General features: G+C 73.5%; 21 protein-coding genes. 8 read left to right on the top strand and 13 right to left on the bottom strand.

What is annotated here, in order from left to right:
* Positions 1 to 20: 20 nt before the first annotated feature.
* Positions 21 to 593 (bottom strand): TetR/AcrR family transcriptional regulator, encoded by a 573-nt coding sequence (locus ACQPY4_RS16845; protein ID WP_433337337.1) that lies wholly within the window; start codon positions 591 to 593, stop codon positions 21 to 23.
* Positions 594 to 663: 70 nt separating this feature from the next.
* Here ACQPY4_RS16845 and ACQPY4_RS16840 point away from each other — a divergent pair, with 70 nt between their 5' ends.
* Together ACQPY4_RS16840 and ACQPY4_RS16835 are read left to right on the top strand one after the other, a co-directional pair.
* Positions 664 to 1,239 (top strand): dihydrofolate reductase family protein, encoded by a 576-nt coding sequence (locus tag ACQPY4_RS16840; RefSeq protein WP_433337335.1) that lies wholly within the window; start codon positions 664 to 666, stop codon positions 1,237 to 1,239.
* A gap of 68 nt (positions 1,240 to 1,307) precedes the next feature.
* The gene (locus tag ACQPY4_RS16835) at positions 1,308 to 1,763 is read left to right on the top strand and encodes an arsenate reductase ArsC (RefSeq protein WP_433337333.1); all 456 of its coding nucleotides are present in this window, start codon (positions 1,308 to 1,310) and stop codon (positions 1,761 to 1,763) included.
* A 9-nt stretch (positions 1,764 to 1,772) separates the two neighbouring features.
* Here ACQPY4_RS16835 and ACQPY4_RS16830 read toward each other — a convergent pair whose 3' ends face one another.
* The 3 genes from ACQPY4_RS16830 to ACQPY4_RS16820 form a co-directional block, all read right to left on the bottom strand.
* Entirely contained in the window at positions 1,773 to 2,582 is an 810-nt protein-coding gene (locus ACQPY4_RS16830) for an SAM-dependent methyltransferase (protein ID WP_433337331.1), read from the bottom strand.
* A gap of 68 nt (positions 2,583 to 2,650) precedes the next feature.
* Entirely contained in the window at positions 2,651 to 4,810 is a 2,160-nt protein-coding gene (locus ACQPY4_RS16825; protein ID WP_433337329.1) for a DUF4132 domain-containing protein, read from the bottom strand.
* A 19-nt stretch (positions 4,811 to 4,829) separates the two neighbouring features.
* Positions 4,830 to 7,133: an ATP-binding protein gene (locus ACQPY4_RS16820; protein WP_433337327.1), complete on the bottom strand. Its 2,304-nt coding sequence runs from the start codon at positions 7,131 to 7,133 to the stop codon at positions 4,830 to 4,832.
* Between the two features lie 132 nt (positions 7,134 to 7,265).
* Here ACQPY4_RS16820 and ACQPY4_RS16815 point away from each other — a divergent pair, with 132 nt between their 5' ends.
* On the top strand, positions 7,266 to 8,555 hold the full coding sequence (locus tag ACQPY4_RS16815) for a cytochrome P450 (RefSeq protein WP_433337325.1): 1,290 nt from the start codon (positions 7,266 to 7,268) through the stop codon (positions 8,553 to 8,555).
* On the opposite strand, the gene ACQPY4_RS16810 is transcribed toward ACQPY4_RS16815, so the two are convergent.
* Both ACQPY4_RS16810 and ACQPY4_RS16805 read right to left on the bottom strand, forming a co-directional pair.
* Positions 8,552 to 9,883: an FAD-dependent oxidoreductase gene (locus tag ACQPY4_RS16810; protein WP_433338939.1), complete on the bottom strand. Its 1,332-nt coding sequence runs from the start codon at positions 9,881 to 9,883 to the stop codon at positions 8,552 to 8,554. The genes ACQPY4_RS16815 and ACQPY4_RS16810 overlap by 4 nt on opposite strands.
* A gap of 70 nt (positions 9,884 to 9,953) precedes the next feature.
* Entirely contained in the window at positions 9,954 to 11,102 is a 1,149-nt protein-coding gene (locus ACQPY4_RS16805; protein WP_433337323.1) for an amidohydrolase family protein, read from the bottom strand.
* A gap of 75 nt (positions 11,103 to 11,177) precedes the next feature.
* Between ACQPY4_RS16805 and ACQPY4_RS16800 the strand changes: the two genes are divergently transcribed.
* Positions 11,178 to 12,596: a hypothetical protein gene (locus tag ACQPY4_RS16800; RefSeq protein ID WP_433337321.1), complete on the top strand. Its 1,419-nt coding sequence runs from the start codon at positions 11,178 to 11,180 to the stop codon at positions 12,594 to 12,596.
* Here the strand turns inward: ACQPY4_RS16800 and ACQPY4_RS16795 are convergent.
* Entirely contained in the window at positions 12,568 to 12,747 is a 180-nt protein-coding gene (locus ACQPY4_RS16795; protein WP_433337319.1) for a hypothetical protein, read from the bottom strand. The two genes, ACQPY4_RS16800 and ACQPY4_RS16795, sit on opposite strands and share 29 nt — an antisense overlap.
* Before the next feature lie 85 nt (positions 12,748 to 12,832).
* On the opposite strand from ACQPY4_RS16795, the gene ACQPY4_RS16790 reads away from it, so the two are divergent.
* The gene (locus ACQPY4_RS16790; RefSeq protein WP_433337317.1) at positions 12,833 to 13,390 is read left to right on the top strand and encodes a CGNR zinc finger domain-containing protein; all 558 of its coding nucleotides are present in this window, start codon (positions 12,833 to 12,835) and stop codon (positions 13,388 to 13,390) included.
* Between the two features lie 392 nt (positions 13,391 to 13,782).
* Here the strand turns inward: ACQPY4_RS16790 and ACQPY4_RS16785 are convergent, their stop codons facing one another.
* The 3 genes from ACQPY4_RS16785 to ACQPY4_RS16775 form a co-directional block, all read right to left on the bottom strand.
* A complete protein-coding gene (locus ACQPY4_RS16785; protein ID WP_433337315.1) occupies positions 13,783 to 14,832 on the bottom strand; it encodes a M14 family zinc carboxypeptidase in 1,050 nt (349 codons plus the stop codon).
* Between the two features lie 130 nt (positions 14,833 to 14,962).
* Complete coding sequence (locus ACQPY4_RS16780; protein ID WP_433337313.1) at positions 14,963 to 16,402, bottom strand: LVIVD repeat-containing protein; 1,440 nt, start codon at positions 16,400 to 16,402, stop codon at positions 14,963 to 14,965.
* 172 nt (positions 16,403 to 16,574) lie between these two features.
* Positions 16,575 to 18,002 (bottom strand): hypothetical protein, encoded by a 1,428-nt coding sequence (locus ACQPY4_RS16775; protein ID WP_433337311.1) that lies wholly within the window; start codon positions 18,000 to 18,002, stop codon positions 16,575 to 16,577.
* A gap of 154 nt (positions 18,003 to 18,156) precedes the next feature.
* On the opposite strand from ACQPY4_RS16775, the gene ACQPY4_RS16770 reads away from it, so the two are divergent.
* Positions 18,157 to 19,686 (top strand): peptide ABC transporter substrate-binding protein, encoded by a 1,530-nt coding sequence (locus tag ACQPY4_RS16770; RefSeq protein WP_433337309.1) that lies wholly within the window; start codon positions 18,157 to 18,159, stop codon positions 19,684 to 19,686.
* A 16-nt stretch (positions 19,687 to 19,702) separates the two neighbouring features.
* The gene (locus ACQPY4_RS16765) at positions 19,703 to 20,251 is read left to right on the top strand and encodes an NADPH-dependent FMN reductase (protein WP_433337307.1); all 549 of its coding nucleotides are present in this window, start codon (positions 19,703 to 19,705) and stop codon (positions 20,249 to 20,251) included.
* Here ACQPY4_RS16765 and ACQPY4_RS16760 read toward each other — a convergent pair.
* Entirely contained in the window at positions 20,148 to 21,548 is a 1,401-nt protein-coding gene (locus ACQPY4_RS16760; RefSeq protein ID WP_433337305.1) for an MFS transporter, read from the bottom strand. The genes ACQPY4_RS16765 and ACQPY4_RS16760 overlap by 104 nt on opposite strands.
* A gap of 71 nt (positions 21,549 to 21,619) precedes the next feature.
* Between ACQPY4_RS16760 and ACQPY4_RS16755 the strand changes: the two genes are divergently transcribed.
* Positions 21,620 to 22,180: a TetR/AcrR family transcriptional regulator gene (locus tag ACQPY4_RS16755; RefSeq protein WP_433337303.1), complete on the top strand. Its 561-nt coding sequence runs from the start codon at positions 21,620 to 21,622 to the stop codon at positions 22,178 to 22,180.
* A 9-nt stretch (positions 22,181 to 22,189) separates the two neighbouring features.
* Here the strand turns inward: ACQPY4_RS16755 and ACQPY4_RS16750 are convergent, their stop codons facing one another.
* Together ACQPY4_RS16750 and ACQPY4_RS16745 are read right to left on the bottom strand one after the other, a co-directional pair.
* A complete protein-coding gene (locus ACQPY4_RS16750; RefSeq protein WP_433337301.1) occupies positions 22,190 to 23,443 on the bottom strand; it encodes a cytochrome P450 in 1,254 nt (417 codons plus the stop codon).
* A complete protein-coding gene (locus ACQPY4_RS16745) occupies positions 23,440 to 24,462 on the bottom strand; it encodes an SDR family oxidoreductase (protein ID WP_433337299.1) in 1,023 nt (340 codons plus the stop codon). The genes ACQPY4_RS16750 and ACQPY4_RS16745 overlap by 4 nt, the downstream gene beginning before the upstream one ends.
* Positions 24,463 to 24,475 lie beyond the last annotated feature (13 nt).

Raw genomic sequence — 24,475 nt, 5'->3', positions numbered from 1 at the left:
CGAAAATGATCACACCGGCGTCAGCCGGTGACGACCCTGTCGACGGCGGCCGTGACGAGGTCGTGCAGCTCCCGGTCGGTGAAGAGGTCGGGGAGCGTGAGCCGGTCCACGATGAGCCAGTTGAGGGCCAGGTAGAGCAGCTTGACGGCGGTCGCGTCGCCGGGCATGCCGGAGTCGAGATGGTTGCCGACGTTGAAGTCGACGTCGGCGCGGACGCGTTCGGTCAGCACCGCGCGCAGCTCGGGACGCCGGGTCGCCTCCAGGCGCAGCTCCAGCAGGGCCAGGTAGCCGGTGCGGAAGGCCGTGACGCGGGTGACCAGCTCGTGCATCAGCTCGGTGAGCGTCTCGCGGTCGTGCGGGCCCTCGGTCACCTTGGCCATGGTCGGGTCGTCCGGCCGCAGCCGCTCGTAGATGCGCCCGCCGGCCTGGGTGAACAGCTCGTCGCGGCTGGCGAAGTAGTTGGTCGCGGTGCCGGTGGGCACCCCGGCCTCCGCGTCGACGGCGCGGAAGGTCAGCCCGCGCGCGCCCTCTCGGGCCAGGACCTCGATGGCGGCGTCGATCAGCGCCGCGCGACGTTCAGGGTTCTTCCGCACTTGACACCACTTCAGTTGTAGTACTAACTTCAAACCACTTCACTCATAGTACTACACACGGAGCGTCTGCATGCGAAAGCTCGTCTACTACGTCGGCGTCTCCCTCGACGGCTACATCGCGGGGCCGGACGACCGGATCGACTTCTACCCGCTCGGCGAGGACATGGTCGCGTGGATGACCGCCGACTACCCCGAGACGCTGCCCGGCCATGTCCGCCCGCACTTCGGCCTCAGAGTCGACGCCCCCAACCAGGCGTTCGACACGCTCGTGATGGGCCGGGGCACCTACGAGCCCGCGCTCGCCGCCGGTCTGAGCAGCCCCTACGGCCACATGCGCCAGTACGTCGTCTCGACCACCCTCGGCGAGATCGCGGACCCGTCGGTGGAGCTGGTGACCGACGCCCTGGCCACCGTCCGCGCGCTCAAGGCCGAGGACACGGGGATGGACATCTGGCTGGCCGGGGGCGGCCGGCTGGCGGCGGCGCTGCTCCCGGAGATCGACGAGCTGATCGTCAAGAGCTACCCGGTCGTCGCGGGGACGGGAGTACCCGCGATGTCCGGGGAATTCCGCCCCACCCTCTTCTCCCCCACCCGGACGCGGGCGTTCGACAACGGCACCCGCGTCACGTGGTTCTCGCGGGTCTGAGAGCGTCCCCGGCCAACCGGAGGGGCGCGTGGAGCGTCCCAGATGTCACCAGCGCCGACCGCCCCGAGGTGTCCGTGACGTCCAAGAAGCCCAGCGTGCTGTTCGTCTGCGTCCACAACACCGGACGCTCGCAGATGGCCGCCGCCTATCTCGCCCATCTGGCGGGCGACGCCGTCGAGGTCCGCTCCGCCGGTTCGGCGCCCGCGTTCCGGGTTAACCCCGTGGTCGCCGAGGCGATGGCCGAGGAGGGCATCGACATCCGCCGCGAGATCCCCAAGCTGCTCACGGCGGACGCGGTCCAGGCGTCCGATCTGGTGATCACCATGGGCCGCGGCGACGACTGTCCGGTCTTCCCCGGCAAGCGGTACCTCGCCTGGGGCCTCGGCGACCCCGCGGGCCACCCCGTCGAGGCGGTCCGGCTGATCCGCGACGAGATCCGCGAGCGGGTGCGGGCCCTCGCCGCCGAGCTCCTCGGCCGGGGAGCGGCGCGTCCCGGCCTGGAGGTCTCCAGCCTGGGCGCGTGATCGTCGTGGTCAGGGCTTGCGGCCGATGGCGCCGATCATGAGGCGCTCGCGGACCGACAGCGGGTACTCGACCGGCTTGTCCGGGCGCCATTCCGGCAGGTAGACCAGGCCCGGGTCGACCAGGTCGAGCCCGTCGAGGTACTCGGCGACCTCGTCGCGGGTACGGAAGCGGCCCGTCCCGAGGAAGTGGAGGAAGGTCTTCTCCAGCGCCTCGGCGTCGGGCCCCGACCGGCAGAAGTGCGTGAGGAACAGGTGGCTGCCCGAGGGGACGGCGTCCATGTAGGCCTCGACGATGCGCTTGGGGCCCTCGTCGTCGTGCAGGTGGTGCAGCATGCCGACCAGCAGGACGGCCACCGGCTCGGACAGGTCGATCAGGTCGCGGACCCGGTCGTGGCCCAGCACGCCTTCGGGGTCGCGCAGATCGGCCGAGACGACCGCCGTCCGGTCGTTCTCGGCCAGGATGGCGCGGCCGTGCGCCAGCACGATCGGGTCGTTGTCGACGTAGACCACCCGCGCGTCGACCGCCTCGCTCTGCGCCACCTGGTGGGTGTTCTCCACGGTGGGCAGGCCCGAGCCGAGGTCGATGAACTGCCGGACGCCCGCCTCGCGCGCCAGGTAGCGCACGCCGCGACCGAGGAGGGCCCGGTTGTCCCAGGCCAGCTCGCGTATCTCCGGCATGACCTTCATCAGCTCGTCGGCGACCGCGCGGTCGGGCGCGTAGTTGTCCTTGCCGCCGAGCACGGCGTCGTAGGCGCGCGCGATGCTCGGATTGGTGACGTCGATGCCGGGAGGGGCCGGAGTCTCGTCCTGAGCGGGCACCCAGACCTCCTGTGTCGGTTTTGAGAGAGCTTAGACCGCGGGCACCGCGCGGCGCCGGGGCACAACGATCATTGGCGCGTGACGTCCGTCAGGTCGGAGACGAGCTCGGACGCGACGACCGGATGGATCGCGCCGAACCCCTCGACACCTTCGATCCGGACCTTGCGCAGGGTCTGCTCGGGGAAGAGGTCGACGTTGCCGACGGCGATGCCGGGGTCGAGATCGATCACCACGGTGACGCCGTCGCCGAGCTCGTGCAGGATCGTCCACTCGACGCCGCCGTCTTCGGGGACGCCGCGCGTCCAGCGGCGCCGGGTCAGGCCGAGCACCTTGCCCGTCGGGACGGTGACGCCCTCGAACCTGGCCAGCCGGTCGCTCCCGGCCTCGTCGGAGGTCAGCGCGTGGACGGGACGGCCGAGCTGCGGGAACGGCTGGAGGATCTCGTAGTCGGCGAAGATCTCGACCCAGGCCCCGAGGGCGCCGCCGAGCTCCAGCGGGTGCGGGACGCCGACCAGGGCGTCGTCCGGCAGGGCGTACGGCTCGTCGTCGACGTCGGCGAACGTGCCGTCCTCGGCGACCCGGAACGCGGTGGGCTCGTCCTCGCGGTCGTTCCACCACACCAGCCGCCGGGCGAGGTGCCGCATCAGGGGGTGGCCGACGACGAACTCGTGGAACTCGGCGGCGCTCCAGAGCCGCCCGTCGAGCATCGCGGCCACCTCCAGGCGCCGGATCTGGTCGGCGGCCACGCCGCGCACGTCCTTCTTGAGCGCGGCGAACCGCGCGTGGGCGGCCGGGGCCAGCTCCGGGTCGTCCTTGGCCCCCGGTTTGGGGAGGCTCTTGCGAATCTTGCCCGACGCGTCCCGCACCACCGGGACGAGCCGCTCGTCGAACGTCACGGCGAACCGGCGCGGCCCGTAGTCGAGGGTCAGCGAGCCGCTCGGGTCGAGGCCGAAGTCGGGGACGAGCCGGTCGGCGAGCTGCTCGGCGCTCAGCCCGCGCCGCTCGGCCACCTCCTGGAGCATGCTCGCGGCCTCCTCGCGCAGGCCGCGGAACTTGGCCCGGTTCGCGATCGCGCTCAGCTGCGCGACGGCCTCGTCGGTGCCGATCGCGACGAGCGCCTTCAGCCCGCGCACCGCGCGGAGGTGGCCGTTCTGACCGGGCCATTCGCGGACGACCGGCATGAGCAGCCGCGCCGCGCGGTCGTCGCCGAGCAGTCCGAGCTGGTCGACCACCCACAGGTTGCGCGAGGGTTCGCCCGCGTCGCGCCAGGCCTCGAACAGGGCCCAGCCGAACCCGGCCAGGGACTCGGGGGTGCAGGCGGCGACGGCCGGCTCGGCGTCGGCGAGGCGGTCGAGCGCCAGCAGCCCGACGAGGTTAGCGGCCGCGGGCGGCGGCACGGTGCCGCCGTCGCGCAGGGTCAGCGCGGGCAGCCGGTCCAGGTCGAGCCAGGGGATCTTCGGCGGCCTGACGGGCTTGGGCACGGGTGCCCCGGGCGGCGGGGTGGCCGCGAAGGCGCGGGCGATCGCGTCGGCGGCTTCGCTCCCGTGGACGCGGGCGGCCTCGACCACCTTCGCGGCCCCGTGGTCGTCAGCGACGGCCCACAGGGCCGCCACGGCGGCGCGGCGCGCCGGGCGCCGCTTGCCGAGGGCGTCCGGGACCAGGAACGGGACGGCGGCCAGGCCGTGCCGGGCGAACCAGGCGCGGGCGACCCGCTGCGCCGACTTGAGCCGGGCCAGCCAGTCGGCGTGCAGCCGGGCGGTCTCGGCGTCGAGGAAGGGCAGCAGCGCCTCGCCGGAACCGTAGGCGTTGCCCCTGGCCACCGCCAGAGCGGTCTCGCGCGCCTCGGCCTCGAACCGCGCCACGACCGGCTTGAGGACATAGGCCGCGTCGGAGCTGAAGCTGGGCCGCCACGCGGCGATGTGCGGACGGACGAGCTCATCGGGTGCGTGCGCGAACAGCTCGGCCTGGGTGAAGACGTAGAGCCCACCGTCGAGGTGGCGCTGAAGTGTCTCGGCCCACCAGGTGCCGGGGCGCTTGGGGGCCTTGCGGGAGGCGGCCCATTCGGCGCGCTCGCCCGGCGCCCACACCACGACCCGCTCGTCCGGCGGCTCCAGGCCGGGCAGGACGGTGGTGTCTTCGACACGCTCGGCGGAGGCCGCCCGGGCGGCCCGCTCCTCGACCTCCCACGGCGGGTCGACCAGCACGCGGGGCAGCGCAAGATCGCTCATGCCGCCACACCGTACGGGATCAGTCGGACGAATGCCGCTCGGATACCCACAGCGCGACCAGGGTCCGCGAGTGGATGCCGAGCTTGGCCATGATGTGCTCGACATGGGTCTCGACGGTGCGGCGGGCGATGGCGAGCCCGTCGGCGATCTCGCGGTTGGACAGGCCCCCGGCGACCAGCCGCGCGACCTCGGCCTCGCGCCGGGTGAGCGGGTCCCAGCGGGGGTCGCGATCCGGCGGGCGGGCGACGGGTTCGCGCGGCTCGGAGATCTCCTCGGCGATCACGGTCTCGAAGGGGCGGCCCGCGCCCTCGGCGGCGATGGCGTCGAAGTCGGCGTCGCCGAGCGCCTCCCGCGCCGCGGCCTCGCACTGCTCGCGCAGCACCAGGAACCCGCGGACGCCGAGGTGGGGACGGCTGACGGCGTCCCACACGGTCTTGGCCGCGCCCCACAGCAGGGCCGCGCGGGCGGCCGAGCCCTCGGCCATCGCGTACCAGGCCAGCGAGTCGATGAGGAAGGCCGCGCCGACCTGGTCGTGGGTGCCCGCCTGGAGCCGCAGGCAGGTGCGGGAGTCGCTGATCGCCCCGGCGACGTCGCCCCGCATCCAGCGGGCCAGCCCGCGCATGAACACGCAGTAGGAGCTGATCCAGCGCTCGCCGAGCCGCAGGCCGAGCGCGTGGCCCTCCTCACAGACGGCGAGGGCGCGGTCGAGGTCGCCCGCCATGACGTGCGCCGAGGCCAGCAGCGGATAGGTCTGGAGCAGGATGGCGCGGGCCGGGTGCTCGCGCAGGACGCCGACGGCGCGTTCGAGCAGCGCGATGGCCGCGGGCGCGTCGCTGGAGAACAGGGCCAGCTGTCCTTCGAGCCCGTCGGCCCAGGCCAGCACGTCGGGCGCGCCGAGATGCCCGGCGATCTCGCGGAGTTCCCCGACGGCGGGACGGGCCGCGTCCAGGTCGGCGCCCCTGACCATGATGAGCGTGGCGATCGTCCACAGCGCCTCGGCGCGGAGCCGGGTGGCCCCGGCGGTGACGGCCAGCGCGCGGCCGATCCAGTGGCGGCCCTCGCCCGACATGCCGTTGGTGACCCAGTAGACGCAGATCGTGCCGGACATCCGCAGCGCCGACTCCTGCTCACCCGGGGTGGTGAGGCCGAACTCCATGGCCCGGCACAGGTTGGCGTGGTCGGCGCGCATCCGGTGCAGCCACAGGTACTGCGCCTCGGAGACCACCAGCTCGCCGAACCGGTCGGTCAGCCGTAGGAACCAGTCGCGGTGGCGGCGCCGGGTCTCGGCCTCCCGTCCGGACTCGCGCAGACGGTCGAGCCCGAACCGCGCGAGCGTGTCGAGCATGCGGTAGCGCTCGCCGCCGGGCTCCTTCAGGACGATCGACTTGTCGATGAGCCGGGACAGCGTCTCCAGGACGTCGGCGCCGTCGCCGCCCCCGACGTACTCGGCGGCCTTGAGGTCGAAGTCGCCCGCGAACACCGACAGCCGCTCCCACAGGCGGCGCTCGGCGGGCGCGCACAGGTCGTGGCTCCACTCGACGGCGGCCGCCAGCGTGACGTGCCGTCCGTTGCCGGTGCGGGCGGGGCCGAGCAGGCGGAACCGGTCGTCGAGACCGGTCAGCAGCCGGTCGAGCGACATCGCGCGCAGCCGGACGGCGGCCAGCTCGATGGCGAGCGGCATGCCCTCCAGGCGGTGGCACAGGTCGGCGACGGCGCGCCGGTTGGCCGCGTCGACGCGGAATCCGGGGACGGCGGCGGCCGCCCGGTCGGCGAACAGGTGGATCGCGTCCCAGCCCCCGCGCTCGGGATCGCGGGGCGCCGCGAAGGGCGCGACCGGCACGACATGCTCGCCGATCATGTTGAGCGCCTCGCGGCTGGTGGCCAGCACCCGCAGGTCCGGCGCGGCGCGCAGCAGCACCCCGGTCATGATCGCGCAGGCGTCGACCAGGTGCTCGCAGTTGTCCAGGACCAGCAGGGTGCGGCGGGACGCCAGGTAGCCGGTCAGCGCGTCGAGGGGGTCGTCCTCCGGCTGGTCGGGCAGGTGCAGCGCCGCCGCCACCGCGTGCGGGAGCAGTTCGACGTCGGCGACGCGCGAGACGTCGACGAAGCGGACGCCGTCGTGCGCGCCGCGTGCCGCGCAGGCGGCGCGCACCGCGAGCCTGGTCTTGCCGACGCCGCCGGGGCCGACCAGCGTCACCAGGCGCGCGGACCGCAGGGTGGAGCGGATGAGGGCGAGCTCTTCGGCCCGTCCGACGAAGGTGGTCGGCTCCGCGGGCAGCCGGCCCGCCCGGCCTTCGAGCCGGCCTTCGAAAGTGAGGTTCACCCGCCCGTCCCAGCATGCTCGGCCACCTACCGCAGTGTAGCCGTTCGAATACGTTCAGGAGTGGTCATAAGGAACGCGGAGTGCGACGATGTGCGCACCGAATGCGATCAGCGGTTCCGAGAGGTGCGCACGATGGCCGATCTTCGCGACCTGTCCCCGTCGGCGCTCGACCTCACCGACCCCTGGTTGCGGCACCGGGACCCCGAGGGCTGGGACGCGCTGTTCGCGCGGCTGCGGACGCGCGACGCCCCGGTCTTCTTCCCCGAGGCGAAGTTCCCGTTCCTGCCGCGCGGCGCGGGCTACCACGCGCTCGTCCGGCACGCCGACGTCGCGGCGGCGAGCCGCGACGCGGCGGTCTTCGGAAGTGCGCCCTGCGCGGTGGTCCCCGAGATCCCCGCTCAGGCCGCCGCCTATGTGGGCTCGATGCTCATCGACATGGACGCGCCCCGCCACACCCGGATCCGCCGGGTCGTGTCGCGCGCCTTCAGCCCCCGGGTGCTGGCCCGGATCGACGACGGCGTCCGCCTGGCGGCGCGCGAGCAGGTGGACGAGCTGGTCGCCCGGGGGCCGGGCGACTTCGTGGAGCCGCTGGCCGCGCGGCTGCCCGTCCGGGTCATCGGCGACATGATGGGAATCCCGCGCGAGCACCACGAGCGGCTGAGGCTGATGGTCCAGACGATGATCGGCCTGTCGGATCCCGAGCTCGGCGGGCTGCCCGAGGGCTGCGGTCGCGCGCGGGCGCTGTCGTCGTTCCACCGGGCGATGCGCGCGAGCCGGAGCCTGTACCGCTTCGGCATCGCGCTGGGCCGCGAGCGGGCGGCCGAACCGCGCGACGACCTGGCCTCGGTGCTGGTGCGCCGCAACGACGACGGCGACCGGCTCAGCTCGCGCGAGCTCGGCTCGTTCTTCGTCCTGCTGCTCGTGGCGGGCACCGAGACCACCGGCAACGCGCTCGCGCACGGCCTGCGGCTGTTCACCGACCACCCGGGCCAGCGCGCGCGGCTCCTGTCCGACCTGGACGGGCGCGTCGGCGGCGCGGTGGAGGAGGTCGTCCGGCTGGCCAGCCCCGTCCTGGTCATGCGCCGCACGCTCCGGCGGGACCACGAGCTGCGCGGCACCGCGCTGCGGCGCGGCGACCGGGTCATGCTCTTCTACCGGTCCGCCAACCGCGACGAGGCCGTGTTCGACCGGCCCGAGGAGTTCGACATCACCCGCTCCCCCAACCCGCACCTGGGGTTCGGCGGGCCCGGCCCGCACCACTGCCTGGGCGCGCACCTGGCCCGCCGCGAGCTCGCGGCGGCCTTCACCGAGCTGTTCTCCCGCCTGCCGGGCATCCGCGCGACCGGACGTCCCGGGCTGCTGGTGTCACCGTTCTTCCACGGCGTCAAGAGCCTGGGCTGCGACTGGCGCGGACGGCCCTAACCGGCGTCCCTCTCGGCCTGTTCGGTGGCCTTGCGGGCGGCGATGAGGATCGGGTCCCAGACCGGGGAGAAGGGCGGGGCGTAGCCGAGGTCGAGCGCGGTCATCTGCTCGACGGTCATGCCGTTCCACAGGGCGATGGCCAGGCCGTCGATGCGCTTGGCCGCGTTCTCCTCGCCCACGATCTGGGCGCCGAGCAGCCGCCCGCTGCGCCGTTCGGCGATGAGCTTGGTCTTCATCGAGGTGGTGCCCGGGTAGTAACCCGCCCGGGTGGTCGACTCGACCACCACGGAGAACGAGTCGAACCCGGCGGCGGCCGCCTCGCGCTCGTTCAGGCCGGTGCGCGCCACCTCGACCTTGCAGATCTTGGACACGGCGGTGCCCACCACGCCGGGGAACGTCGCGTACCCGCCGCCTAGGTTGATGCCCGCCACGCGTCCCTGCTTGTTGGCGTGGGTGCCGAGCGCGATCGCGACCGGCTCGCCCGAGACCAGATGGCGTGTCTGGACGCAGTCGCCCGCCGCCCACACGCCCTCGGCGCGGGTGCGCATCCGGCGGTCGGTGACGATGCCGCCGGTCGATCCGATCTCGACGCCCGCCGCCTCGGCGAGCCCGGAGTTCGGCCGGACGCCGAGACCGAGGATCACGACGTCGGCGGGGAGCACCCGCTCGGACGTCCGCACGGCGATGACGCGTCCGCCGGAGGTCTCGAACCCCTCGGCCTGCTCGCCCAGGTAGAGGGCGACACCGACGCCGCGCAACGCCCCGGCGACCAGCTCGCCCATGTCGGGGTCGAGGGTGCGCATCGGCTGGGGCGCGCCGTCGACCAGGCTGACCTCGAGCCCGGCCTTCACCAGCGCCTCGGCCATCTCCAGCCCGATGTAGCCGCCGCCCACCACCACGGCCGTGCGGGGCTTGGCCCGGTCGAGGTCGCGGCGGATGGCCAGGCCGTCGTCCAGCACCTGGACGCCGTGGATGCCCTCGGCGTCCGAGCCGGGAAGGTCGGGCCGGGTCGGGACGGCTCCGGTGGCGATCATCAGCCGGTCGTAGGACTCCCAGCGCTCGGCGGCCCGCTCCAGGTCGCGCACGCGCACGGCGCCCCGGTCGAGGTCGATCTCGGTCACCTCGTGCCGGGTCCGGACGTCGATGTCGTGGTCGCGCCGGAACACCTCTGGCGTGCGGGTGATGAGCGCGTCGGGGTCGCCGACGTCGCCGCCGATGTAGTAGGGGATCCCGCAGGCGGAGTACGACGTCGCCGTGCCGCGCTCGAAGGCGAGGATCTCCAGCCGGTCGCCGTCCAGGCGCCGCCGGGCCTGGGAGGCGGCGCTCATCCCGGCCGCGTCGCCGCCGATGACCACGAGACGTTCCCTTGATGCCGTCACGTTTCGAGGGTAGCGGCGATCACCGCGATGGCCCCAGCCGGTAGGCGCGGTGCGCGTTTCCCGAGGCGACGAGCCCGGCGACGCGCAGGGCGTCGCGCGGCGTCCAGGCGTCGTCGCCGACGCCCTCGGCCAGGACGCGCGCGAGCCCGCGCCGGAACAGCGCGGCGCCCAGGTGGTAGAGCTCGGCCAGGCCGAACGCGTCGGAGGAGTAGAGCACCTTCCCGAACGGCGCCAGCTCCAGCAGCTCGCCGACCAGCGCCGAGGCCCGGTCGCCGACGTTGTGCACGGCGAGCCCGACGTCCACGAAGACGTTCGGGAAGACCTGGGCCAGGTAGCCCGCGTGGCGGTGGAAGGGGTAGTTGTGCAGCAGCAGGACCGGGACGCCGGTCGGCGCCAGCTCGCGCAGCAGTCCGGTGAGCAGCAGCGGGTCGCCGCGCCGCAGGTCGGCGTCGGCGTCGCCGTATCCCACGTGGAACTGCACGGGCAGCCCGGCGTCGACGGCCGTCCAGATCAGGAAGCGGTGCAGCGTCTCGTCGTTCACCCGGGGCGGGGCGTCGCGTCCGGCCATGGACCGGTCGGCCTCGCGCAGCAGGCGTCCCGCCGCCGCTTCGACCTCGGCCGCGGCGGGCCGCTCCCCCGCGAGGTCGAGCCCGGCCCGGTAGGCGGCGATCGACTTGCAGCCCACGACGCCGGGCGCCCGTGCCGCCAGCCTCGTGCGCACCTCGTCGGCGAACGCGGCCGCGCCGGTGCCGTCCGCGACCACGTCCTCGGCCAGGCGTTCCAGCCGGAGGATCTCGTGCGGCCGGGCTCCGGCGAGCGTCCCCAGCTCGGCCGGTTCCAGCAGGGGCTCGGGTGTGAACCCGGTGTCGACGCACAGTGCTTCAAGCCCGGCGGCGGTCAGGAACCGCCGGTTGACCTCGCCCGCTCCCAGCTCGGCGCGGCGCGCGAGATAGTCGTCGGGCTCGGCGTGGGCGGGCAGGCCGAGGACGGGGGCGCAGTGGCGGCGGACGGCGAAGCCGATCCGCGAGTCGAAGGCCGTGCCGCCGAGGGGGCCGACTGTGGACGCCACGGTGAGCATCTCCTCGAACTCGGCGCGGTCGAGGTCGCGGCGGACGACGCCGTGGCAGTGGTGGTCGACCAGTGGCAGCGACTCCAGCCGCTCCAGCATGGTGTCCCCCCTTCGCTCGTCCCGCGCTCCTACGATGGACGCCCCTCCATCTTCTCGCGACCGGGGAGCGTCTCCGTGGAAGTTGCCTCATACGACAGGGTCCTTTCCGGACGGGAACGCGCCGCGCTCGGCGAGCGCGCCGCCGCCCTGGTGCCGGGCCTGGCCGCCAAGGACGTCGAGGCGGTGGCGCTGACCTACGTCGACACCAGCGGGATCACCCGCACCAAGGCGGTGCCGGTGGCGCGGCTGGAGCATGCCGCCGCGTGGGGCGTGGGGATGTCGCCGGTGTTCGACGCGTTCCTGCTCGACGACTCGATCGTCACGGGACGGTTCGCGGGCGGGCCGATGGGCGATCTGCGGCTGCACCCCGACCTCGACCGGCTCGTCCCGCTGGCGGCGATGCCGGGCTGGGCGTGGGCCCCGGCCGACCGCGTCGACCAGGAGGGCGCGCCGCACCCGCTGGACGCCCGGTGGCTGCTGCGCCGCGAGGTCGCGCTGCTGGCCGCGCTGGGCTGGTCGGTGCGCGCCGCGTTCGAGGTGGAGTGGGTGCTTTCGGACGGCGAGGGCGAGGACTTCGCGCCCGCCGCCGGAGGCCCGGCCTACGGCATGACGCGGATCAGCGAGCTGGCGGGCTATCTGCGCGACCTGCTCAAGGCGCTGGCGGCGACGGGCGTGGAGGTGATGCAGATCCATCCCGAATACGCGCCCGGCCAGTACGAGCTTTCGGTGGCCGCGCAGGACCCGGTCGCCGCGGCCGACACCTCCGTCCTGGTCAGGGAGACGATCCGGGCGGTCTCCTTCGAGCACGGCATGGTCGCCTCGTTCTCGCCCAAGGTGCTGGCGGACTCGGTCGGCAACGGCGGGCACGTGCACCTGAGCCTGTGGAACGACGACGACGTCGAGGGCCCGGTCAACGCGATGGCCTCGGGTGAGGGGCCGTTCGGCATGACGGCCGACGGCGAGGCGTTCACGGCCGGGATCCTGGAAAGCCTGCCCGCGCTGCTCGCGGTCGGCGCGCCCTCGGTCGCCAGCTACCTGCGGCTGGTCCCGTCCCATTGGGCGGGCGCGTTCGCGTGCTGGGGCCTGGAGAACCGCGAGGCCGCGCTGCGGTTCATCACCGGCCCGCTCGGTTGCCGGGCGGAGGCGGCGAACCTGGAGGTCAAGTGCTTCGACGCCGCGGCCAATCCCTACCTGGCGCTCGCGGCCCTTCTCGCGACGGGGCGCATGGGCGTCTCGGCCGAACTCGTCCTGCCCGAGCCGGTCGACGTCGGCCCCGACGCCGTCCCCGCCGAGGAGCGCGCCGGGCGGGGCATCGTGGCGCTGCCGTCCAGCCTGGGCGAGGCGCTGGCGGCCTTCGAGCGCGATCCGGTGCTGAACCAGACGTTGGGCGAGGCGGTGGTGGACACGATCGCGACCGTGCGGCGCGGCGAGATCGCGCTGTTCGAGGGCGCGTCGCCGGAGGAGGTCACCGAGGCGACGCGCTGGCGCCACTGACCGGCGCGGCGGGTTCGAACGGCTGGACGCGCACCTGCACCACGCCGCAGGCGCAGCGGGTGTAGGTGACCACGCCCTCGGAGATGAGGTGCCGCGAGAGCACCTCGTAGACCTCCCCTTGGGGCCATCCGCAGCCGGGGCAATCGTCCACCGTGAATCCCGTCGTCGACCGGAGCCTGTAATACTTGTAACTATTAAGACGATTACAGCATGGCACGCGTGCGGGAGTCGAGGCAATGCAGATCACGGGATACAAGAGCCAGGGCGTCGCGGCCGCCGTCGACCTGGTCAACGCCGTCACCACCGTCGAGGGCGACGCCTCGTTCGCGGCCCTGCGCGAGATCCTGCGCGTCAACGGCTTCTTCTGGCACGAGTTCGAGGAGCGCGACGCCGAGCCGCTGCGGCGCTGGGGCAGGACGCTGCGCGAGTTCTTCGACGCGGCCGAGCTGGAGACGGCGGTCTCGCTGCTCAACGAGCTGATGCTGGAGCTCCCGATGCACCCGCACCTGGCCGACCACGACCCGCACGGCCTGCATCTGCACTTCGCGCCGCCCACGGCGCGGCTCCCCCACCGCTTCCGGGCCAGCACGCTCATGCAGCTGTCGGAGCTGGTCGTCCAGCACGGCCTCGGCCGGACGGGAACGTGCGCCGCCGAGGGGTGCGACCGCGTCTACGCCGACACCTCGCGGGCGGGTCGCCGCCGCTTCTGCTCCGAGGCGTGCGCCAACCGCACCAACGTCGCCGCCTTCCGCGCCCGCCGCCGAACCCCCAGAACGCCCGAGGGCACCGGCTGAGCCGCCGGTGCCCTCGGGGAACGCACCCGGCCGGCATCACCGACCGGACCGCCGACCCACCGGAGAACGGCAGGCCCAGCGCATGACGCACGCCGCCGCGCCGACGGGAACGCGTCCGGGTGGATCGTCGACCGGACCGCTGACCCGCCGGGGAACGGCAGGCCCAGCGGGCGACGCACGGTGCCGCGCCGACGGGAACGCGCCCGGTCGGCATCATCGACCGGACCGCCGACCCACCGGGGAACAGCGGGTTCAGCGCGTGACGCACGGTGTCGCGCCGACGGGAACGCGTCCAGGTGGATCATCCACCGGCCCGCCGACCCGCCGGGGAACGGCGGGGTCAGCGCATGACGCACGGTGCTGTGCACGCCGTCGGCGCCGACGGCGGGTCGTCAGTCGGCGTGGTCGTGCCGCTCGCCGGAGGGGAGGGCGGGCCCGCGCGGCGGGATCCTGTCGGCGGCGGCGGGGTCGATGCCGTCCAGCTTCCCCTGTCCGGCGGCCAGAGCGAGGTCGACCATCGACTTGTGCGCGGTGCGGATCTGGAACCGCTCCCGCTCGGGCGGCAGGGCGCTCAGCTCGACCAGCAGCGAGGCGCTGCCGCGGATGCCGTAGGCGTTGCGCGCGATGCCCTCGTACTCGCCGCCCGGGTACTGCGACACGACGGCGCCCGCCTTGGTGAACGCCTCGTTCACACGGACGGCGACCTGCTTGGAGCTCCGCAGCGCCGCGGCGGGGACCTTGGCGTTGGTCGGCCACATGATGGACGTGGTGATCTCGCGGCCGTCCGGCGGCGGGAAGGCGTACCGGCCCTGCATGTGGTAGTCGACCATGATCGACGGCCGGAACGCGGCGTAGGCGCGCTGGATGACGCCGGCCTCGGTGGCCGGGTTGTCCTCGGGCTTCATGTCCGGATTGTGGTAGCGGTTGATGTCGTAGCCCTTGCCGGGCTCGCCGTACTCGGGCTTGGCGTCGGGGGCGTAGTTGTAGCGCCACTGGCGCTCGTGCCCGTCCGGGTTGGCCCGCACCAGGACGGCCAGCGTGATCTTCTTGCGCAGCTCCCTGACGTCCTTGCCGCCGCCGAGCCCGAGCGTGCGCAGCGTGTGGATCGCCGACTCGGTGCCCAGCGGCTCGTCGCCGTGCTGCTGGGTCACGTACATGACGCGCTTGGGTCCGGTGCCGAGCGTGGCCAGCCAGAGCGGGCGTCCTTCGTTGCTCTCGCCCACGCTGCGGACCTGGACGCGCCCGTTGCTCGCCTTCTCGATCGTGCGCAGGGCGCGGGCCAGCTCGGCGTTGGTGTGCAGCCGGGCGCCGTCCTGGACGGCGGCGCCGGGCGCGGCGGTAAGGGCGGGCGGCGCGGCGTGGGCCGGGGCGGCCAGCGCCCCCGCGGTGAGGGACGCGGCCGCGAGGGCCGGGACAAGGCCGTACTTCAGGCAAGGCTTCACCGGGATGCCTCCAAGGGTCGGCACGGGACCGTCCCCGCACGGCCCACGTGATCATCTTCGGCGGACGCTACCACCGCGCCCGGTGTGGAGTCAGCACCCCGGGCGCGGCCGTGACCTGGGTGAAGGACGGTCAGCGGTAGGTGGTGCGCAGGACGTCGATCCCCCGGGCGTGGTCGGCGATGTAGACGTACTTGCCGTGGTAGTACGCGGCCCAGGCGCGGGCGTTGTCCGGACGGAAGTACGCGATCTGCCGGGGGTTCGTGGGGTCGCGGACGTCGATGAACCGGGTGCCCTGGGAGTAGAACGACTGGGCGAGGACGCCGTCCTTGACCGTGAAGTAGTGGGCCGAGCAGTCGTCGGTGTCGGGCCTGCTGCCCTCCTGGCCCGCGACGCCCCAGGTTCCCAGCGTGCGCAGGCGGAACTTGTTGTCGGGGGTGGAGCGCCAGCCCTCGCCCCGGTAGGAGCCCTTCAGCGAGGCGATGACGAGCAGGCCGTCGTTGGCGCAGCCGTCGTTGAAGGTCTCCTCGGTGACGATGAGGACGCCGCCCCGGCCCCACTTGCGCGCGTCCGGGCCCTGGTTCGCGGTGCGGCCGACCGCGCGGTAGCTGTTGTGCATGAACGAGGAGTTCGAGGTGGCCTCGTCGATGCCGCCGCCCGCATACGGGACGGGGTCGAACGCGGTCGCCTTGCGGAACTTCTTGGCCACGGGGTCGTAGTGCCAGCCGCGCGTGTGGTAGCCGCGCACACCACCGCGTCCCGACGCCCACGCGATGCCGCTCGCGTCGACCTGGATGTCGTGGGTGTAGTCGGTCTTGCCGTCGTTGCGGCCGGTGTCGATCGGGTCGTCGAACACCTTGGGCTTGGCCGGGTTGCGGACGTCGGTCACCCATACGGGACGTCCGCCCCAGTCGGCGGGCATCCAGCTCGCCTTGGCGGGGCCGCCCGTCCAGAGGTACTGGCAGTCGTTGATACAGGACGTCGTGTGCCCTGCCGGGACCTTGAAGTAGGTGATCTGCCGCAGCGTCTCCGGCTTGGAGACGTCGACGACGTAGACGCCGGACTCGCCGGTGTCGGTGTTGCCGCCGAACGCGCGCGGGTCGCGGGACAGGTAGATGATCTTGCGCTTGTGGTCGGCCTCGGTGTCCTCGCCCTGCCAGAAGCCGGGGAGGTCGAAGGTGCCCACCAGCTTGGGTGCGCGGGGGTCGGCGGTGACGTCGTAGGCCTTGAGGCCGAACCGCCCGCTGACGTACATGATCGTGCGCTTGTCGCGGCCCTTGCCGTAGTCCATGAACACCAGGGAGGTGGCCTCCTTGGCGTCGGGGACGTTGCCGACCTTCTCCACGCCCTTGACGGCGTCGGAGACCTTGGCCGAGGTCTTGCCGACCTCGCGCGGGCCGTGCCCGGCGTGGGCGCCGAGGTCGCGTCCCTCACCGGTGGTGCGGGCCGTGGCGGAGCTCTGGTTGCCGGGATCGGGCGGGCAGGCCCAGGCCGTCCCGGCCGTCAGGGCGACGGCCGCGGCCGCCACTGATGCACCCGAGAGGGTGCGTTTGGTGGGCTTCCGCGAGAACATTCCGCCTCCAAGTCGAGCCGATGACCGACCAGGCAAGTGTGGACACGCCCGGCTCACCACTCCATTGGCGATCACTCACAAACTTCGGGTGCTCCAGGTGTGGGCTGCTGCCCCAGGCCCACCCCAGGCGGGGTGGACCCGGCCAAAGATTTGGACAAATGGCCCGTAACGGTCAGCGGAAGGTCGGCTTGAGCACGTCGATGCCGCGCTTGTGATCGGCGACGTACACATAGTCGCCGTGCCAGTACGGCTGGTAGGACGAGGTCTCGGCCGGACGGAAGTAGGCGACCTGCTTGATGTTGGTGGGGTCGCGGACGTCCAGGAACCGGGTGCCCTGGAAGTAGAACGACTGCACGAGCACGCCGTCGCGCACGTCGAAGTAGTGGGCCGAGCACTCGACCTCCGCCGGGTCGCTGCCCTCCTGGCCCGCCACGCTCCAGGTCGACACCGTGCGCAGGCGGAACTTCTTCTCCGGTGTGGAGCGCCAGCCCTGGCCGTCGTGGGAGCCCTTCAGCGAGGCGATGACGAGCAGGCCGTCGTTGGCGCAGCCGTCCTTGAAGGTCTCCTCGGTGATGTAGAGCAGCTGGCCGTTGCCCCACTTGCGCGGGTCGGCGGCCTGGTTCGCGGTGCGTCCCACAGCGCGGAAGCTGTTGTGCATGAACGAGGAGTTGGTCATCGCCTCGTCGATGCCGCCGCCCGCATACGGGACGGGGTCGAACGCGGTCGCCTTGCGGAACTTCTTGGCCACGGGGTCGTAGTGCCAGCCGCGCGTGTGGTAGCCGCGCACACCACCGCGTCCCGACGCCCACGCGATGCCGCTCGCGTCGACCTGGATGTCGTGCGTGTAGTCGGTCTTGCCGTCGTTGCGCGCCGTGTCGATCGGGGTCTTGGAGACCTTCGGCCTGGCCGGGTCGCGGACGTCGGTCACGTAGACCGGGCGGCCGCCCCAGTCGGCGGGCATCCAGTCGGCCTTGGCGGGCCCGGCGCTCCACAGGTACTGGCAGTCGTTGACGCACGAGGCGGTGTGCCCGGCCGGGACGGAGATGTAGGTGATCTTCCGCAGGCTCTCGGGCCGGGACGCGTCGATCACGTACACGCCGGAGTCACCGGTCTGCGGGATGCCGCCGAACGCGCGCGGGTCCCGGGACAGATAGATGATCTTGCGCTTGTGGTCGATGTTGCTGTCCTCGCCCTGCCAGTAGCCGGGGAGGTCGAAGCTGCCCACGAGCTTGGGGACGCGCGGGTCGGCGGTGATGTCGAACGCCTTCAGCCCGAACTTGCCCACCGCGTACAGGATGGAGCGCTTGTGGCGACCCTTGCCGTAGTCCATGAACATCAGCGAGGTGGCCTCGGGGAGCGTGACGCCCCCGACGCGCTCGACGCCCTTGATCGCGTCCGAGCGGGCGGCGGAGGCGGGCTCGGCGCGGCGGCCGTGGGAGGAGTGGGCGCCGAGGTCGCGGCCCTCCTCGGCGGTCAGGCCCGCACGGTTCTCCGGTTCGGGTGGGCAGGCCCAGGCCGTCCCGGCGGTGAGTGCGATCGCGGTGGCGGCCGCGGCGGCGCCCTGGAGCAGGCGGCGCGCGGGAAGGGTCTGACGGGGCACTCTGGGCCTCCCCATAGAGCTGATCTTGGCTGCCCAGTGTGAACGCCGCCCCGATGAAGATCAAGATGCCGCCGGAATTCCGCGTCTTTTCCCGCCGCCCCGGGTGCCGTACGCTCACCGGCGTCGCCGTCCTCCATCTCTCCCGGAGTGCCCGTTGAAGAGTGCCACCCGCACCGCAGCCCTGGTCACCGGTGGCGTGGTCATGCTGGTGGCGCCCGTGGTGGCCATGCGGGCGTGGAGCGACCCGGCCGATCCGCGGATCTCCGTGGGCGCGCCCGCCCCGGCCTCGCTGGTCCCCGGCGCCGTCCGCGACGCCTCCGGCCGCATGATCGCCGGGGCCGTCTGGACGGGCCTGGTGACCCACGACCCGGCGACCGGTGCCACCTCCAACGCCGCGGCCGAGTCCGTCACGAGCCAGGACCGCCGAACCTGGATGATCAAGCTGCGCGAGGGCGGGCGGTTCCACGACGGCTCCCCCGTCACCGCCGCGTCCTTCGCCGGGGCCTGGACGGCCGCGCTGCGCGAGAGCTGGCCGGGCGCGCGCCTGTTCACCGACGTCGCGCGTGTCAAGGGCGCCAAGGCGGGACGCGACGGCATGGCCGGGGTCACGGTCCGGAGCGACCTGACCCTGGAGGTCACCCTCGACCGCCCGCTCAACGGGTTCCCCGCGCTGCTCGGCGACCCGGCGTTCCTCCCCCTGCCCGAGTCGGTGCTCCGCTCGCGCGACTGGCGCGCCTTCGACCGCCGCCCGATCGGCAACGGCCCGCTGCGGGTCATCTCGCGCGACGCGCGCGAGACCGTGCTGGAACGCCCCGGCGGCCGCACGGTCGTGGTGAAGGCGATGCCGGACGCCGCCGCGCAGTACCGGGCCGTCGAGTCCGGTGACCTCGACCTGGCCACGTCCGTCCCGCCGAACCGGCACGGGGCGATGGAGTCCGACTTCCCCGGCCGGCATCTGACGGTCCCGGGGCGCTCGATGACCTACCTGGCCTTCCCGTCCTGGGAGAAGCGGCTGGCCGGGCCGTCCCTGCGGCAGGCGCTGTCGATGGCCCTCGACCGGCGCGCGGTGACCGAGGGACCCCTCGGGCACCAGGCCACGCCCGCCAACGCGCTCGTCCCGCCGGGGGTCCTGCCCGGGCACCGTGAGGGGCAGTGCCGGTTGTGCGTCCACGACCCGCGCGCCGCGTCCGCCGCGCTCACCGACGCGGGCGGGCTCGCGGGGCCGCTCACGCTCTGGCACGTCAGGGGCGCCGGGGACGACGCGTGGGTCAAGGCCGTCGCCGAGCAGCTGCGCAAGGGGCTCAGGCTCGACGTCCGCCCGAAGGCCGTGACGGCCGCCGAACTGGAGAAGGCGCTCGCCGACCGCAAGGTCGACGGGCCGTTCGTCCTGCACTCGCAGGTCCCCTACCCGGCGCAGGTGGCGGCCCTCGCGCCGATCCTCGCGGCCGGGACGGGCTTCGAGGACGGCTACACCTCCGATCTGGTCACCCGGTCCGAGGAGACGGCCGTCCCCGACGAGGCCGTCACCTCCGCGCGCCTGGCCGAGACCGCCCTGCTGCGCGACATGCCCGCGATGCCGCTGTGGAGCGCCCACGACCACCTGGTCTGGTCCGAGCGGTTGCGCGGGGTCGCCTCCGACGCCTTCGCGGGCCCCCGCCTCGACCGCCTGACGCTGAAGACCTGACGGTACGTTGCTGATCATGGAAAAGCACCGGATTCTCCTGGTCTGCGGAAGCCTGCGCGCCGGGTCGACCAACGAGGCGGCCCTGCTCGCCGTCCGGGACGGGGCCTCGTCCCGGACGCTGCCCGAGCTGTTCACGGGGATGGGCGCGCTCCCGCACTTCAACCCCGACGACGACACCGAACCGCTGCACCCGGCCGTCGCGACCCTGCGCTCGGCGATCGGGGCGGCGGGCGCCGTGCTGATCTGCACTCCCGAATACGCGGGCGGCCTGCCGGGCTCGTTCAAGAACCTGCTCGACTGGACGGTCGGCGGCGGCGAGATGTACGGCCGTCCGGTGGCCTGGATCAACGTGGCCTCCCCGGCTGCCCCCACCGGCGGGGCCGACGCCCACGACTCCCTGCGCAAGGTGCTCGGCTACGCCGGTGCGGAGATCGTCGAGACGGCGTGCGCCCGCGTCCCGGTCACCCGTCCGGATCTGGACGCGGACGGCACCGTCCGCTCCCCGGAACTGCGCGCCCGGCTGGCCGGGGTCCTGGAGGCCCTGGCCGACCGTCTCGACGGCTGACGGCCGCCAGCGAGGGCAGCGCACCGGCGACCGCGATGGCCGCCGCGACGACCAGCATCGCGCCCACCCCGCGCAGGCCGTAGGGGATGCCGAGAACCGCCACCCCCACGGCGATCCCGAGCTGCTTGGCCGTGTTGGTGATCCCGGCGGCGACGCCCGCGCGCTCCGCCGGGGCGGCGGCCAGCGCGATCTGGCCCGCGACCAGGTTGCCGACACCCGAGGCGAGGCCCCCGACCACCAGGCCGGGCACCAGCGCCGCCCATTCGTGCGTGCCGTGCGCGGCCGCCATCAGCGCGCAGGAGACGGCGAGAAGCAGCGGACCCGCCGCGACCAGGCCCACCGGGGAGAACCGGTGCGCGGCGCGGGCCAGCAGGAGCGGCACTCCCAGCGCGGGCAGGCTGAAGGCCAGGAACCAGGCACCCGCCTCGGCGGGGCTCGCGCCCATCGGCCCCTGGACGAACAGGCCGAGATAGGCCAGCGACCCCGCCCCCGCCGCATGGCCCGCGAACGCGGCCGCGACGTTGGCCGCGTACAGCCGGTCGCGGAGCAGCGACAGGTCGAGCATGGGCGAGCGCGCCCGCCTCAGCCCGGCGAACGCCACGCCCGCGACGACCAGCGGCCCCAGCACCAGCGGCGAGCCCCAGCCCGCCTGCGGCCCTTCGATCAACGCCCACATGAGCGCCGCGAGACCGGCCCCGAGGTAGGCGGTGGCGGCGAGATCGAGCGGCCTCGGATCCGGATCGCGGGACTCCCGAAGCGTCCGGGCGCCCACGACCAGCGCCGCCAGGCCGAGCGGAACGTTGAGGAAGAAGATCGCCCGCCAGCCCGCCGCGCCGGTCAGCGCACCGCACACCAGCGGGCCGGTGGCGATGGCGGCGCCGGACGCGGCCGCGAACACGCCCAGGGCGCGGTTGCGCTCGCGTCCCGCCGGATAGGCCGCGGCCACCAGCGGCGCCGTCGCGCCGTACAGCAGCGCCGCCCCGGCCCCCTGGACGACCCGGAACAGGTCCAGCGCGAGCGCGGACGACGCCAGCGCGCACGCGGGCGAGGCCACCGTGAACACCGCCAGCCCACCGAGGAAGACCCGGCGCCGTCCCACCCGGTCGGCCAGGGCGCCCGCCGTCAGGAGCAGCGCGGCCAGCGCGACCGCGTAGGCGTCCACCGCCCACTGCACCTGCGCCAGCGAGGCTCCCAGGTCACGCCGCATATCGGGCAGCGCGACATTGACCCCGATCAGATCGAGGACGAGCAGGTAACCGGCCACCGAAGCGACCCCGAGCGTCCAACCCCGGGACATGACCGGCCTCCCTTGTCTACGCCGTATATCTACGCCGTATATTAACCTCCGAATCAACTAGTCTGTGGCGAGTGAAGACACGCGGACGCGGAACCCGGGGGCTCAGCCGCGACGAGGTGCTCGACGTGACCATGGCGCTGGCCGAGCGCGGCGGCCTCGACGCCGTCAGCATGCGCGCGGTCGCCGACCGCCTCGACGTCACCCCGATGGCCCTGTACCGCTACGTCGACGGCAAGCAGGGCCTCCTGGACGGCCTGGTCGAGCGCATGATGGCCGAGATGCCCGCCGACCGTCCCGACCTGCCCTGGCAGGACCGGATGCGCGCCTTCGCGGCCGCCATCCGCCAGGTGGCCCGCCGCCACCCCGAGCTCTTCCTGCTGATGTTCACCCGGCCCACCGTCACCGACGAGGCGCGCCGCCCCCGCGCCGCCGTCCAGGACATGCTCCGCGCCGCCGGAGTCCCCGAGGCGATCGTCCCGCCCCTCCAGCGCCTCCTCGACACCGTCGGCCTGGGCATGGCCGCCTCCGAGGCCCACGGCCGCTTCTCCGGCACCCCCGAAGAAGTCGAAGAGGTCTACCAACTGGCCGAGGAAATCTTCATCCAGGCCATAGAGCGCTACGCGTCCGACTGACCCGTGCGCTCAGAGGGTGCTCGGGGCGGCGCTGGCCATTCTGCGTGGGGCGGGGACGTGGAGCGGGGCGGGGAAGTGGACGGGCAGGCGGGTCAGGCCGCGCAGGACGAAGCCCTCTCTGTAGTGGACGGGTCCGGCCAGTTCGGGACGGCGGCGCACCAGGGCCGGGAAGGCGGTCTCGGCCTCGAGGCGTGCCAGGGACGCGCCCACGCAGAAATGCGGGCCGAGTCCAAAGGCCAGGTGCCGCCCAGGTGGGCGGCGTAGGTCGAGCCGATCGGGTTCGGGGAACACGCGCGGGTCGTGGCCCGCCGCCGCGAACAGCAGGATCACCGGCTCGCCCCGGACCAGGGGCACTCCCCCGATCTCGGTGGGCGTGCGGGCCACGCGCACGGTTGCTTGGACCGTTCCATCTCGACGGAGCAGCTCATCGGTGGCGGACGCCGCCAGCGACGGGTCGTTCCTGAGCTCGTCCAGCTGCGCCGGGGCGCGGAGCAGCGCGACCAGGCCGTGCCCGATCAGGTTGGCGACCGTCTCGTACCCGGCCGCGAGGACGAGGGTGCACAGGCTCGCGAGCTCCCGCTCGGAGAGGTCCGGGCTTCGCGCCAGCGCGCTGACCAGGTCGTCCACCGGGTGCCGGCGGCGATGTCCGGCGAGGTCGGCGAAGTACGCGGCCGCCTCGTGGCGCGCGGCGTCGTAGGCGGCGATCTCGCTCGCGTCGAGGAGGGCGTCGGGGTCCAGGCCGCGCGCGAGCGGGGCCGTCCAGGCGCGGAAGGCCGGGGCGTCCGAGGCCGGGACGCCCAGCAGCTCGCTGACCAGGGCCAGCGGCAGCGGGAACGCGAACGCCTCCATCAGGTCGACGGTGCCCGACAGCGGTGTCAGCAGCCGATCGACATGGTGGTGGACGCGCTCGCGCAGCCGCCCGATCGCGCGTGGTGTGAAGGCCCCCGCGATCTGCCTGCGGATACGGGTGTGCCGGGGCGCGTTCATGTAGAGGATGGACGCCGCCTGCGCGCGTTCGGCCATCCTCTTGCGGTCGGTGGTGAACTCGCGGAGTCCGCCCACACGGAAGTTCGGGTCGCGCAGTACCGCCGAGCATTCGGGGTGCCCGTTGACGTAGACGGTTCCGGACGCCGTGCGCCCCACGGGCCCGCGCGCGTGCATGCGGCGGTAGTGGGGGGCGGGGTCGGCCAGGAAGTCCTGCGAGAACGGGTCGAAGGGAAGAAGCTCGGCGATCCGGCGGCGATCCGGATCTCGCGGGTTCACGATCGTCGCTCTCCGGCCAGGCTCACCGGCTTCCTGGGCCGGGCCAGGACGAACGCCAGGTCGTTGGCCAGGAACGCGCGCGCGTCGTCCGGGCCGATCTCCATCGAGGTCGGGAAGCACTCGCCGCGCCCGAGCGGGAGCGCCCCCGCGTACATGTTGCCGACGGCGCGCCGGAACGGCCTGGGGAGCGCGTCCCAGCCCGGGAAGTCGTCGGGCGAGGTCGTGAACGGGTCCAGGAAGGCGGGCGTTTGGAACGTGCCACCCCGGGCCCGGACGGTCGCGCCGATCGCCCGGACGATCTCCGCGCACGTCAGCGCCGACGGCCCCGCGGTGGCCCAGAACTCCTCGGGCAGCGGACGTCCTTCCACTGCGTCGCGGGCCAGCCGCGCCACCGCCTCCGCCAGCAGGTCGCGGGGGACCATGTCGACGCGCTGCTCGGGACGGAAGAACACCGCGGGCAGGTTGCCGCCGGCCACCGCGGCCAGCACCGCGTGCGCGTTCTGCCGCGCCGGGGCGAAGCCGCCGGACGAGTCGCCCATCACCGCCGACGGCCGGACGATCACCGCGGGCCTGGCGCAACGCCGCACCAGCGCGTCCGCCTCGACCTTGGACGCCAGGTACCGTGAGGGCCGGGCCGGGGACGAGCCCCCCGTACGCTCCTCATGCGCGGCCACCTCCGCCCGCCGCCCGGTGAAGGCGGTGGACACGTACAGCAGCGGGCAACCGGCCGCTTCGGCGAAGGCGATCATCTCGGCCGTCCCGCCGATGTTCACCGCGCGCAGGCCCGACGGATCGGTGGCGTAGTCGACATTGCCCGCCGCGTGGACGACCAGGTCGGCACGCTCGGCGAGCCCGGCGTAGGTCTCCCGCCGCAACCCGAGCCGGAGCGCGGTCAGATCGGCGGTGACTTGCTCATAGCCCGCCACAGGACGCCTCCCCGTAAGGGCGACCACCCTGAAGTCTCGCGCGAGCGCTTCCGCGACCGCCGAACCTACGACACCGGAAGCCCCGGTCAGCATTACCGTTCGCACC

Source organism: Spirillospora sp. CA-294931 (assembly GCF_050946795.1).
GTDB lineage: Bacteria > Actinomycetota > Actinomycetes > Streptosporangiales > Streptosporangiaceae > Spirillospora.
The sequence above is the reverse complement of the archived record's forward strand: the minus strand, read 5'-3'. Positions and strand labels throughout refer to the sequence as shown.

What these genes read in the sequence shown, in the direction of transcription:
- ACQPY4_RS16810 (WP_433338939.1), bottom strand. Translation starts at nt 9,883, where the DNA reads ATGAGCGCCGCCTCCCAGGCCCGGCGGCGCCTGGACGGCGACCGGCTG.
- ACQPY4_RS16825 (WP_433337329.1), bottom strand. Translation starts at nt 4,810, where the DNA reads ATGAGCGATCTTGCGCTGCCCCGCGTGCTGGTCGACCCGCCGTGGGAG.
- ACQPY4_RS16790 (WP_433337317.1), top strand. Translation starts at nt 12,833, where the DNA reads ATGCAGATCACGGGATACAAGAGCCAGGGCGTCGCGGCCGCCGTCGAC.
- ACQPY4_RS16765 (WP_433337307.1), top strand. Translation starts at nt 19,703, where the DNA reads ATGGAAAAGCACCGGATTCTCCTGGTCTGCGGAAGCCTGCGCGCCGGG.
- ACQPY4_RS16745 (WP_433337299.1), bottom strand. Translation starts at nt 24,462, where the DNA reads ATGCTGACCGGGGCTTCCGGTGTCGTAGGTTCGGCGGTCGCGGAAGCG.
- ACQPY4_RS16805 (WP_433337323.1), bottom strand. Translation starts at nt 11,102, where the DNA reads ATGCTGGAGCGGCTGGAGTCGCTGCCACTGGTCGACCACCACTGCCAC.
- ACQPY4_RS16815 (WP_433337325.1), top strand. Translation starts at nt 7,266, where the DNA reads ATGGCCGATCTTCGCGACCTGTCCCCGTCGGCGCTCGACCTCACCGAC.
- ACQPY4_RS16840 (WP_433337335.1), top strand. Translation starts at nt 664, where the DNA reads ATGCGAAAGCTCGTCTACTACGTCGGCGTCTCCCTCGACGGCTACATC.
- ACQPY4_RS16780 (WP_433337313.1), bottom strand. Translation starts at nt 16,402, where the DNA reads ATGTTCTCGCGGAAGCCCACCAAACGCACCCTCTCGGGTGCATCAGTG.
- ACQPY4_RS16760 (WP_433337305.1), bottom strand. Translation starts at nt 21,548, where the DNA reads ATGTCCCGGGGTTGGACGCTCGGGGTCGCTTCGGTGGCCGGTTACCTG.